The following is a 12,344-nucleotide window of genomic DNA, read 5'->3' as shown; positions in this document are numbered from 1 at the left end:
TGCATGTGAATCCAATTTCTTATCAATTTCAGTCATTCCTAAAAATCTATTAGGGAAGATTGTTAATTTCATATCCACAAAATTACTCAATCATTTTAAACACTTTGTAGTTTAAAATGATTGAGTAATTTACTTCGATCGTTCTGACATTTTCACTCCATTATTTTCATATGAACAAAAGACGGTATCTCAAAATTTATTATGTAGTTTTATGGTTTAGTGAATGGGGATCTATATTAAGGTAAAGAGCCCATGGACGTATTTATACCATGCCGTTGATTCAGAAAGAAATAACATTAATTTTCATCTAAGTAAATTGATGATTCAACACAAAAGGAAAAGCCTACAAAAAATTGAATCTCGCACTGAACCAGTAATAGAAGTAGACACTCAATCACAAAAAAGAAATTAATAATCTAATAACGAGGAAAGAAAATCACTCTTTGTTATCAAAATCCTTTTTATAATTCTTGAATAATTTCAATCCATAAAAATCTTAATATTCCTATCTACGTCTTGTTAGGGCGGTATAACATCACTTTATTAGTAATTTTTCTTTTGAATGCTTGTTAGGTATCTAGCAGTACCCCGTCCTAACAATCAGAACAATCTCGTAAATCCCATTAAATCAATAATTTTCTACAGATTTATAAAGCAAGTTATCATCCCAACTTTGGAGTACAAGAGTAGGTATCTCTAGAAGGCAAATCCTCTCATTCATTTTTTCTTGTTTTACAACCAATATTTAGATGTACTAGTATATATAAAATGATACTTATTTAGTTTTAGTTTAATTTAAGATACGAGGTGTATATAATGTTCAAGAAACTGTATAAATATAAACGACCAGGTACCCAAAAATATTTTCATCTAAAAGAAGCAGACATATTTGTTTTTACAGTTTTATATTACAAAAGAGCCCTTACAACACGTCAAATCACTACGTTATATAGTGCATTTGAGGGGAGGGAATGTTCAGAAGCAAGCGTATTTACAAAACTCGACCGATACTCCCAATATGGTGCTATCCTAACTAAAAAAATAGATAAAAGGGATGACAGTATAACAAAACGCGCTTTATTTTCCTTGAAAGAGAAAATAATTGAATTCTTAAAAGAGATAGGGAAGCTCCCACCTGGCGCTTCAAAAAAAAGATATTCACGTATAAATTCACTTCACACTTTATGTTCACGTGAGGTTCTTGTTCGTACTCTACTAGCTACTACAGAGAAGACACAAAATAATGAGATTTTATATAAATTAGATATCCGCTCTTATTACCTGAAGAAAAATATGAAAATTGAGGATGGCCAGTTACCGGTGATACCTGATGAACACATTTCATATCAAGATAAAAATATCTATATTGAAATGGATATGTGTAAAGAAACCAATTCTACCTTAGTTGAAAAAGTAGGCAAGTATGTAGAATATGCTCAAAAAACGAAGGACAATGTTTCAGTTATTTTTGTCATGTACGACAAATCAATGTTCCTTGCAGAAGAAGCAGAACCACCATACGTACGTATGAAGAATCTATTATTTTCTATGAGGGAGTATCACGAACTTTTAATGACAATACCTAATCTAAATATGTACGTCTGCTCACTTAAAGATGCTGGAGACGTTATTTCAGATATCATTCTTGGAAAAGATGACAACCAAAATTTCGAACAAGATATTCTTGTGCCTTTATCTCAACGTACAGTAGGAGATGCTGAATGGCGTTATGCATTTGTTGAGAACGTACAAATATTTAAGGAACCAATAGATGGCGGTCTACGTCGAACTTATAGGCGAGACAAAGACGTTATACAAGATTTCTTCTTTATTTTTGGGAACGAAAATGATTATCGAATGATCGCTAGATTAGATGACGTCGTGTTTTCAAGAAGAGAAGGGGATGACGGTGTTCCACTTGTAGTTATCTATCCTAAACGTGAAAAGCCCAGAGATATTCTTCTGATGGACACTTATGAAAATGTACGACTGCTATCAATCCAAAATAAAAGTATCCATATAGACATGGATGAACAGATCATGGTACGTACTGCAAATAACGTTCATCCGAAAAGACGTAAACTTGTTGAGTTATATTAATCTATTATTTTTTATATAACACTATATAATTTTATTGATTTTCATTATTTAAGGTGGTAGAATAACGTTTGAACATATAATTAAAACTACAATTAAATCAGAACATATGAATTAAGGCAAGCGACACACGCTGTTTTTACAGTGGGTGTCGCTTGCCTTTTTTTATTTGGAGAAAGGTGGAAAATGAAAATGAATTTGCAATTTACAACTGCATCAACAGCCAATGGGGGAGTGCTTTCTGTGAGAGAGGCATTAGCAAATCCAGAACTAGTACTTGAACATATTACAGAAGAAGGTGCGGAGTTCAGCGTTTCACTACAAGATATTCAAATACCTGGTAAGCCTAATTATTATTGGTACGACGTATTGATTGAAACTGCAACTGCTAAGAAAATAGAAGTGAATATTGCTGTACTTTCTCAAGAAGAATATGACAAGCTTTGTGAAAAAGCTAGTATCGACCTATATTTAAAACAGACTGAGGATGCAGCAAAGTTCTTTCTAGAAAAGTCAAAAGAGCGATTTAATCCAGAGTTACAAGAACGTTTTACATTCCGCCATAAAGCTCAGCTGTTTCTGTAAGGAATAGGTGAGCCTTTATGAATACGTTTAAGCAAAGGTTGCCTTTATTTACAACTATTACACTAATTAGCGCATTTATTATTTCTTTTGGAGTCGGTTTAATAAACTATATAAAGTTACTATACTATGCATTTGAACTACCGTCTTATCCTATAGAAATTACATATGTACCACTTATCTTAATGTTCTTCTCTTTATTTCTAGGAGAATTTAGTTTTCGTTTCTACAGCCGTATTCCAGCTTTACATGTGAAAAATGGGAAACTTTTCATTCTAATTGCTTCACACATCGCAGTTGATATCCAATTCTTATGGTTTGCAACTGCTCCTATCCATGCAAAGGTTATCCCTTATCTCACGGATAAAGCAACGCATGTTAATTTTGGTGAATATCAGGCAGTAGGCCATGTATTAACGGGGAATTTCCACACATTAACCATGATATTTGTGTTTTTACCTACTGTATTTATGATCTTGTTTACTCTTTGGTATAGCGGGCATATTGTTCGTTACCGGGAAGAAATTTTAAAATGGGTACAAAAATATGAGTACAAAAACCACAAGTTACAAAAATGGTTTAATAGTCAGGAACAACAAATATATCCTGATGTAGAAATTGGTCCTCATATTGAGCATAAAGAAATGGTTCGTATCAAAGGGAAAGATAGAACATTAAATGGAATTATTATTGGTCCAATTGGTTCTGGTAAAACATCTAGTTTAATCATTCCAATGATTAATCAAGATTTACACTGGATGGTACGTTTCATTAATAAGTTCGAGAATGCTTATAAAAAAAATGATTATGATATGGAAGAAGTAAAAGGGACGTTTTTAAATGGTGTCACTGTTATTGAACCGAGTAATGATTTATGTCAAAAAGTATTTAAGTTAGTACAAGCACACAAAATTCCTGAAAGCTCTGTTTACTATATTGATCCAACTAACCCTGATACAAAAAACATAAACATTCTGCGTGGACCAGTTGATAAAGTAGCAGAGGTTTTCGCAATGGTTATTCAAGGTTTATCTGAATCCAATAATGCATTCTTTGAACAAGCACAGCGTAACCATCTTAAGCAACATATCTATTTATTAAAGCTGCACAACCCACAAAAAGATGTAACCTTCGACGACTTGATAGAGATGTATGATGATGTAGAACGAGTCCATCGTATGCATAAACTGTTAAAAGTACAGGTGGAAAGGTTATACGATTTTGTTCAAACTGGAGCTGCTTCGCGGGACCAGAACAACGAATATAAAATTATAAAAGGGATAGATGAGTGGTTTGATAATACAATTCGAGAAAAAACAGATTCTCAAGGCGAACCTGCGGTTTATAAAAAAGGGAAATACCGCGGGCACCCCATGCATTATGATAGAGAAGAAGAATATGTAAAAGGATTACGTAATATTTTAAAAGACCTTGCTTCGAATGTACTAATACGACGAGTTTTATTTGGTAAATCCGATTTCGATTTTGATGTACATTTAGAACAAGGTGGAATTTTATTAGTAAATACGGCAAAAGGGGAATTGGCAGACCTTTCTAATGTATTAGGAAAATTCGTCTTACTTAGTATGCAGAATGCTGTATTCCGTAGAGAACCAAACGTTTCACCATACCACCATATAATTGTCGATGAATTCCCAGATTACGTTGTCCGCCCGTTTAAAGAATTCCCTGCACAATCTCGTAAATATAAAGTAATCCTGACAATTGCAAGCCAAACACTATCTCAATTAGCTCTCGATTTCACAGAGCAGTACATGTTTACCTTGCTGGGCTCATTCCGTAACAAAATGATATTTGGAGATGTTACGCCATATGATGCAAAGATTTTCTCTGACATGTTTGGCGAAAAAGAGGAATTTAAAGAATCTGAATCTGAACAAGGCATTTCTCCTATGCAAGAGAATCCCGTTAGTCGTTTAGGATCAACCTATCAAAAAACAAAAGAAGTGGTTATGTCGCCAGGGGATATTATGGCACAAGGTGCATTTATTTGTGCTGCTCGTATCGTACAAGATAATCATGTGCAGCCTGTACAACAAATCACAAGTAATTTTGTACCCAAAGAAGAGTTTGCTAAAGCGATTATTCAAGTTGACGAAAAACTAGGGCAATATTGGGGAAATGAGCGTCTCATTCTAATTAAGGAATCTATTACTAAAGCAAATCCAATGAGGCACGTAGATGCGGAGAATATGAAAACAAAAGAACCATTACCACCTATACAGATTGATACGATGAAGCAGAACAATTCTATAGGAACAGACGAGGGACAACAGCAAATTGTCTCATTGGATAATTATAAGGAGAATAAATCTGAACCTGAAACAAAAGAAGTCGAAGATATAGTTGTATCAAATACATCCATTGCTAATGAACAACAGACAAGCCACAACGAGAAAGATGAAGAGGACACTTCTCTATATGAAGAGATTAAAAGCTTCGTAATTGAATCACAGCAAGTTTCACCATCCCTGCTGCAAAGAAAATTTAGGATTGGCTATATGAAGACAGCGCGATTAATTGAGAAGTTAGAACAAAATCTAGTTGTCAGCTCCTATACAGGAAAAGAACCTCGTAAAGTTCTAATTTCAAAAGACAATAGTAGTCCACTATCGCCAGAGGCGTCTGATATAAATTCTACCGTCTTGTACGAAACAAATCCCGATAAAAGTATTCCTCAAGAAGTAGCCATTCCAAGCGAAGACAAGGAGGCCGCGCTTGAAGAGACAAGCTTTTTTAAAGATATCTTATATGATGATGTTGTAATTTTTGTGAAGCAGTCCAGGGCGGCTTCCCTATCGGCATTGCAGGATAAATTTAATATTGGTTCTACACGTGCCTCACGCTTACTAGATGCCTTACAACGTCATGGAGTCTTAAATGACATAGACACGCAACAAAAGTTGGAATGTGTAACACCTGAAATACATGAAGAGGTAGTTGAAGAAATAATCAAGGAAGTAATTGAGCTAAAGCCAGAGGATATAGTAGATTCCTATGAAATAGATATGGATGTGGCCGAACTTAACAAAGGTTTATCCATTTCTATAATGGAACAAGAGTGGAACACAGATGCTTCAATTGAGACGGAGCTTTCAGTTAGAACCGAACCATTCCAAGAAGAGTTACAAGAAGAAGTAAATACACTGCAAATAGCGGAAGAATCAGAAACAGATATTGGTGAAAAGCTGATTCCAGTTATAGAAGCAGTAGATTTTACAGAAGAAAACAAACTAGATGACGAAGTTGCAAAAGTTTACGAATCAATTAGTGCTACTGTTCATAAAAACTTAGAAAAAAACATGGTAGAAAACACAAAAAACACTGAAGAGCAACAAGAGTATAGCCGTATGACCTATAAAGAACGTCAAGAACGCCTCAAGGCTCAACAGAAAAATAAGTATAGTGGTGCACAGCCACTGTCATATAGAAATGAACAACCTAAGAAAAATACATCTAACGTGATGAGCAAAGAATTAGACGAGTTTTTTAATTGATAATTTCATAGAACCCATACTACCTAAAATATGATAAAATAAAACTAATAGATATGTAAAAAATATACACAAATTGAAATTAATAACAGGGAGGCCGATGGATATCAAAAAATCTAAGGATTTATTGTATTGTACCTTAATTTTTATAGGCATAGTTTTACTTTTGAGGTTCTTTGAATATTTGTTTAATATTACAATATATACTCAAATGAGTGATTCTTTTATAATAACTCTGATTTTTTTGATAATGTTTTTTCTTCCTAAAAAGGTAAGGCAGTATATGCTACAAAAAATTCATTGGTCGTTTTTTGTCGACTTTAAAAATTACTTATATGTATTTGGGGGATATATCATAATATTTGTTTTATCACAGACAGGGAATTTAATCGTTATAAAAGATCAAGCAATAGATACCGAGACAATACAGATTACATCCATGACCCACATAGCTATAGTTATTTTAGGCGTGGTTATTATGACACCATTTTGGGAAGAGACGTTTTTTAAAAGAATTGTATTAGATACATTAGAGTGTTACATTCCATTTTGGCTTAGTATCTGCATAGTATCCATTATTTTTGCCTCATTACATAGTATGCCAATGGAGTATCGTATTTTTCCATTTATATTGAGTGTTGTAACTAGTTTTATATATAAAAAAACAAATTCATTATTAGCACCATTTTTTATCCACTGTCTATGGAACTTAACCAGTATTATTTGAAAGAGCCCTTTTTACAAAGGGCTTTCTTTTAAACTGGTACTCTATCAAGAGTTGTAATTCTCTTATTTACTGTTTCGTCAGAAATAAGCTGTCCAATTGGATTATATGTTTTAACTCTTATACGATAATCTTTTACTACAGAATACTCTTTGAATTTACGGCTTGATGAATTCACTTTAGAGCCTCCAAGTTTAACCGTAGCTCCTTTATATGAAAATGATATCTCTCCTGAAAGTGTCGAAGTACTACTTAATGTAACAGTTCCCTTATACGTTCTAGAAACTAAGGATTCAGAAACGATACTACTTTTATACTGATTACAAGTAGCACATAAAAGTTTTGGTTCTTGAACACCCAAATTTGCTGGATTTAATACAGCATTTTCATCTAAAATTTCAATTTCATATGTGTTTTGAGGTTCCATTTCGGCTGAAGCAGACGGGGTAAATCCTACTAAAATAGGTATTGCCAGTAATGAAGTTGAAAGACTAGTTATAATACTTTTCTTTAACAATTAAATCATCCTCCTTTATTATCGTTCAACCAAAAAATAACATATTTGTATTAATAATGGAATATTTTGTTAGTATTTTATATATAGAGATCAATTGGTAATTATTGGTACGGTGGGGATTGTTACTGTTTTTTTATTCCTCTACTTAATGTACTTGTATTATAGATTTAATAATATTTCTACTTACAATTTTTCTATTAAACTCATATTAATTTTATACTTGCAAAATTTTTGGAATACCATTATATTAGAATTAATAACTATATAAATAAACTATAACTTACGTGAAGGACACACCTTACGTACCATTCCAACGGTACAGGTGTGTCCTTTTTTACGTTCTAGGAGGAAAAATAGGATGACAGTAGAGAAAGAAACAACACACGTTGCAGAAGAACTAGGAATGGCTTTTGAACAAGAAATCACAGCAGGGGACACACCAGTAGAAACAAACTTCAACCAATTTGAACGAGTACGTGAGCATGAATTAGAAGAGTTAGCTCGTATGAAACGTGAACGTATTATAGGTAAAGGCTTAATTACAGTAGTCTCTGAAAAGTTGTTCCCAACTAAAAATGGTAAATCAGAACGCATACCCGTACTTACGATGCAAATTGGTACCCATACAACTGCATATTGCCCTATTACAGAGGCAGGGATAACAATTCCTAAAAATCCTCAATGGCTAGTTGGTAGAACAAAACCTGTTATCATTGAGCATTTCCAAAAGACAGAGGAAGGGAACTTTGCTGTTGTATCAATCACAGCAGGAGAGCTCGCATTACAAAAAAGATTATATGATGAAGTAACCTCACAAGGTGGGAATAAAGTATACACAGGAACAGTTTCAGGTCATATTCCAACTGCACAAACCGTTCTGGTTGAAGTCCATGGTGTAACTATAGGGGTAAGGTACTCACATTGGTCACATTCATTTGTACGTCCGGAGGATATTATTATTGGTGATGTTGTAGAGCTCATTATCGATAAAGTATTAGAAAAGAACGGCCGCTATGAATTTAGAGGAAATAAAAAGAAACTAGAAACAGATCCAATGGAAAAGCTATTAGATCTTAAGAAGCGACGTGACCGTTTTGTAGGTATAATTGTAGGTGTAGATGCCATTGCTGGTATTTTCGTAGAAGTTGCACCTGGTATTCAATTTAAAGGATTAAAGAGCCGTAATCTTGCTAATCCAACTCCAGAAGATGCAATTAACCAAACAATCGTTACATGTGAGCTGCTTAATATTGATCCAAAAAATCGCAGAGGAACTGTACGTATTTTAAATTATCCTCAAGGCCAAAGTAAAAAATCTAGTTCTGCAATCTTTCAATTTTAATGAATGACTATGCGTACAATAGAGAATCAAATGTCTCCATATCTCCCTTCCGTCCCACATTTATCAAATGAGGACGCACAGGGACTTCAGGTATATCGGATACATAGTCTGGATAAAACCTATGTATTCCATTCCTATGACGAATTAGTTACGTTTAAGCAGCGTTTAACAGAAGAACAGCATGCAATACTAACTTTCATCGGTATTCATACATCTGTTCGTTTTAATCATTTATTATATCTATTCAAAGATAAGTTTTCGCGTAAGAGAATTAATGATGCACTTCAAGGACTACTTTACTATCGTCTCATTGAAAAATGGCAAGTAGAGATTTTTGATATGGAAATTCTTGAGGAGGCTTATACGTTATCCGATAATGGGTTTAAGCTCTTAAAGTACTGGCAAGGACATATGTTTTACTTTGCTCCGGAGCGCCTTGATAATCACGGCAAATACGTTCACCTACGTTATTGGCATGATATAGACTTACTCTGCCATCTACGCTATGCTCCGTCCTTTGTGGGGCATATTATGCATCCATCTATAAGTAAAGGGGTTTTCACCCCTCCTTTAAGTTTTGTAGTAAGCGGTGGAGAAGATCGTAAATTTAATTTTGTTGTATACTCCACCTTATTATCAGATACAAAGGATCGATTAAAGCGGATTATCGCTAGATGGAAGACTTTTGTAGAGTCCGGGAAAGATGTTATTATGCAAGATTTAGGGAATAATCCTACAATCTTAGTTGTTTATGTTTCTACTGAAAAACAGGCAAAGCAAATTAATAATGATCTACTACTTGATTTAATTCCTGGTAAAGTATTGCTATGTATAGGAGAAACCTTACATTCTCAAGGATTACAACATGCTTTTTATCAGCCTCTTGCAGAAGGGGAGATTAAACAATTAAATACAAAGCTATTCGCAACAAACTAAGCCATCCTTACAAGCTATTGCTTTCTTTTAAAGGGTGGCTTGTTTACTTTTACAAATAGAGATGATTTGCGTGTTTTATCATTTGAAAGCATCAAAAACCACGATGTTATCGGTATAGAAGATTTGCAAGTATCGAATATACTAAAGAATCATAAGTTAGCAAAAGCAATTAGTGAGGTATCATGGTCACAGTTTTGAACCATGTTGGAATATAAAGCAAAATGGTACAGCAAACAAGTCATTGTCGTATCGAAAACATTTGCTTCAAGCCAATTATGCTCTTGTTGTGGATATCAAAACAAAGACGTTAAAAACCTAAACCTACGTAAATGGGACTGCCCTTCTTGTAGTACACATCATGATAGAGATATTAACGCAAGTATCAATCTAAAGAATAAAGCAATAAAGCTTCTAACCGCAAGGACTGTGGGGATAGCCTACTAATAAATTAGAGTTCGATAGAACTCTTTACTTAGGAATCCTCCACTTTTAAACGAAGTGAAAGTGGGGGTAGTTCAATGCTTTGTATTCGCTGCTTAAACTCTTTCGGTAAACAGTTATTTTCTTTTTTAAACAACTTATAAAACTGTGACATGTTTGCAATTCCAACTTCGCATCCGATATCTGTAATACTAAGGTCACTTGTTATTAATAAACTTTCAGCTTGTTTGATGCGCTTATAATTCACATAATCTAAAAAGGAAATACCCATAATTCTTTTAAAGTATTTGATGAAATAATGATAGCTTAAATTTATCAATGCACATGCTTTGGTTACGGTTATCTTTTCTCCTAAATGATCTTCTACATAATCAAGTACTGGTTTTAAACGAGCAAAGTCGTCTTGTTCACTATAATTTAATATGTTATGTGTGTCGTTTCTTACTAGTAATAAAAGTAATTTCTTAATGGCAGCACTAATTGCGATTTCATATCCGTTCATTTTCATTTTTGATTCTGTAAAGATTTCTGTAATAAGAACATAAGCCTCATGTTTCACCACTTCATTTTGTTCAAAAATATAGTTTAACTCATTTAAGGATTTTGTTTGTTCTGAAAAGCAATGTAAATATTGTATAATGCTCCGGTCAAAGTGTTGTTTTAAATTTACTTGAAACACAACGTAGTGTAACGAACCTGCAGAAGGTTTATGTGACCGATGCAACTCAGATTTCCCAAAAATAAAAACATCTCCAGGGCCAAGAACAATATACTTATCTTTATTTTGTATGCCTAAATCTCCTTCTATAATTGCTAGAAACTCAATCTCTTCATGATAATGCCAAGGGGCACTCTCAATTTGATTATTATAAGAGGTTTCCATAACAATGTCCCATACCTTTAAAAATAGTAATGGATTTTGATAAATAACCTTTTCTTCAATTGCTTCAGCAAGCTTATTACAAATCCCTTCTGACATAGACGTTTACACCTCCTCATTAGCAATATAACACCTTTATCAAAATGCGATAAGTAAGTTGCCTTATTTCTTATAGAAAAAGGCAACTTTTGATAAAAACATAACGATATATAGCATATTTTTTCAGTAAAAAAATTTCTATAATAATTTCAAATCAAGCAAAAGGAGGATATGATAGTGAATATTTTAAAAGTAGGTGTTATTGGCTGCGGAAGCATCGCGCAGTATCGTCATTTACCAGAATACGAAGCAAACCCCTATGTACAGATTGTGGCTGTTTGTGACAGTAATAAAAAGCGCGCAAAAGAAGTTGCCAATAAGTATGGTGTAAATATGTACACTGACTATAACGAGCTTATCAATTGTGAAGAGTTAGATGCAGTGAGTGTATGTACACCAAATGATTTACATGCATCAATTTCTATCGTTGCTTTACAATCGGGTATCCATGTACTATGTGAAAAGCCAATGGCGACGTCAAAAAAAGATGCGGAAATGATGATTGAAGCTGCTGAAAAAAGCGGTAAAAAGTTAATGATTGGTCATAACCAGCGATTTGTTACTTCTCACCAAAAGGCAAAACAATTGATTGAAAATGGAGAAATCGGAAAAATATATAGCTTCCGTACAGCATTTGGTCATAGTGGTCCTGAAAATTGGAGTGTAGATGGAAAAGAGAGCTGGTTCTTTAAAAAAGATGAAGCGTTTCTTGGTGCAATGGGTGATTTAGGTGTACATAAAGCGGATTTAATTCGGTATATTCTTAATGAAGAAATTACAGAAGTTGGTGCCTTTGTTGAGACGAGCGCAAAAACATTTTCGAATGTAGATGATTGTGCTGTATGTATGTTGAAAAGCGAAAGTGGCATTATCGGAACACTTGCAGCAAGTTGGTCTTACGTTAGCAAAGAAGATAATTCAACAATTATTTATGGTGAAAAGGCCACTCTTCGACTAGAAGATGATCCGACTTACTCACTTATTCTTCAATATAAAAATGGTGAAGTTGTAAAATATGAGCTTGATAAAATTCAATCGAATGCTGCAGTTGGTCAAAGTAATTCACATGTAATTGAGCAGTTTGTAGAGTCTATCCTTTCTGATAAAGAGCCGTTAATTAATGGTGTAGAAGGAATGAAATCGTTAGAAGTCATTTTAGCAGCCATACAATCCAGTGAAGCAAAACAAATTGTTACAATTCCATTATGAGA

Annotated in this window: 9 protein-coding genes and 1 pseudogene; 8 read left to right on the top strand and 2 right to left on the bottom strand. The window is 33.8% G+C overall.

What is annotated here, in order from left to right; genetic code table 11:
- Positions 1 to 816 precede the first annotated feature (816 nt).
- From DET63_RS18225 to DET63_RS18210, 4 genes are all read left to right on the top strand, one after another.
- Entirely contained in the window at positions 817 to 2,100 is a 1,284-nt protein-coding gene (locus tag DET63_RS18225; protein WP_078205621.1) for a replication-relaxation family protein, read from the top strand.
- Between the two features lie 189 nt (positions 2,101 to 2,289).
- The gene (locus DET63_RS18220; protein ID WP_016096937.1) at positions 2,290 to 2,682 is read left to right on the top strand and encodes a hypothetical protein; all 393 of its coding nucleotides are present in this window, start codon (positions 2,290 to 2,292) and stop codon (positions 2,680 to 2,682) included.
- Positions 2,683 to 2,699: 17 nt separating this feature from the next.
- On the top strand, positions 2,700 to 6,197 hold the full coding sequence (locus DET63_RS18215; RefSeq protein ID WP_113937403.1) for a DNA translocase FtsK: 3,498 nt from the start codon (positions 2,700 to 2,702) through the stop codon (positions 6,195 to 6,197).
- 97 nt (positions 6,198 to 6,294) lie between these two features.
- Positions 6,295 to 6,921 carry a CPBP family intramembrane glutamic endopeptidase gene (locus tag DET63_RS18210; protein ID WP_113937402.1) on the top strand — a complete coding sequence of 209 codons (627 nt, stop codon included), beginning with the start codon at positions 6,295 to 6,297 and terminating at the stop codon, positions 6,919 to 6,921.
- Positions 6,922 to 6,949: 28 nt separating this feature from the next.
- Here DET63_RS18210 and DET63_RS18205 read toward each other — a convergent pair whose 3' ends face one another.
- A complete protein-coding gene (locus tag DET63_RS18205) occupies positions 6,950 to 7,435 on the bottom strand; it encodes an LMxysn_1693 family intestinal colonization protein (protein WP_235661825.1) in 486 nt (161 codons plus the stop codon).
- Positions 7,436 to 7,793: 358 nt separating this feature from the next.
- Between DET63_RS18205 and DET63_RS18200 the strand changes: the two genes are divergently transcribed.
- The 3 genes and pseudogenes from DET63_RS18200 to DET63_RS18190 all read left to right on the top strand — a co-directional run.
- Entirely contained in the window at positions 7,794 to 8,777 is a 984-nt protein-coding gene (locus DET63_RS18200) for an RNA-binding protein (RefSeq protein ID WP_113937401.1), read from the top strand.
- 9 nt (positions 8,778 to 8,786) lie between these two features.
- Positions 8,787 to 9,713 (top strand): hypothetical protein, encoded by a 927-nt coding sequence (locus DET63_RS18195; protein ID WP_113937400.1) that lies wholly within the window; start codon positions 8,787 to 8,789, stop codon positions 9,711 to 9,713.
- A 78-nt stretch (positions 9,714 to 9,791) separates the two neighbouring features.
- A pseudogene (locus DET63_RS18190) lies at positions 9,792 to 10,157 on the top strand (RNA-guided endonuclease TnpB family protein); the annotation flags it as partial.
- Positions 10,158 to 10,185: 28 nt separating this feature from the next.
- Here the strand turns inward: DET63_RS18190 and DET63_RS18185 are convergent.
- Positions 10,186 to 11,133: an AraC family transcriptional regulator gene (locus DET63_RS18185; protein WP_113937399.1), complete on the bottom strand. Its 948-nt coding sequence runs from the start codon at positions 11,131 to 11,133 to the stop codon at positions 10,186 to 10,188.
- A 177-nt stretch (positions 11,134 to 11,310) separates the two neighbouring features.
- Between DET63_RS18185 and DET63_RS18180 the strand changes: the two genes are divergently transcribed.
- Positions 11,311 to 12,342 carry a Gfo/Idh/MocA family protein gene (locus DET63_RS18180; protein WP_002069438.1) on the top strand — a complete coding sequence of 344 codons (1,032 nt, stop codon included), beginning with the start codon at positions 11,311 to 11,313 and terminating at the stop codon, positions 12,340 to 12,342.
- Positions 12,343 to 12,344: the final 2 nt, after the last annotated feature.

The sequence above is a fragment of the Bacillus sp. DB-2 genome, from assembly GCF_003315125.1.
Lineage (GTDB): Bacteria > Bacillota > Bacilli > Bacillales > Bacillaceae_G > Bacillus_A > Bacillus_A mycoides.
The sequence above is the reverse complement of the archived record's forward strand: the minus strand, read 5'-3'. Positions and strand labels throughout refer to the sequence as shown.

Excerpts from the sequence above, each read along its gene's own strand:
- DET63_RS18185 (WP_113937399.1), bottom strand. The coding sequence starts at position 11,133 with ATGTCAGAAGGGATTTGTAATAAGCTTGCTGAAGCAATTGAAGAAAAG.
- DET63_RS18200 (WP_113937401.1), top strand. The coding sequence starts at position 7,794 with ATGACAGTAGAGAAAGAAACAACACACGTTGCAGAAGAACTAGGAATG.
- DET63_RS18210 (WP_113937402.1), top strand. The coding sequence starts at position 6,295 with ATGGATATCAAAAAATCTAAGGATTTATTGTATTGTACCTTAATTTTT.
- DET63_RS18215 (WP_113937403.1), top strand. The coding sequence starts at position 2,700 with ATGAATACGTTTAAGCAAAGGTTGCCTTTATTTACAACTATTACACTA.
- DET63_RS18195 (WP_113937400.1), top strand. The coding sequence starts at position 8,787 with ATGCGTACAATAGAGAATCAAATGTCTCCATATCTCCCTTCCGTCCCA.
- DET63_RS18220 (WP_016096937.1), top strand. The coding sequence starts at position 2,290 with ATGAATTTGCAATTTACAACTGCATCAACAGCCAATGGGGGAGTGCTT.
- DET63_RS18225 (WP_078205621.1), top strand. The coding sequence starts at position 817 with ATGTTCAAGAAACTGTATAAATATAAACGACCAGGTACCCAAAAATAT.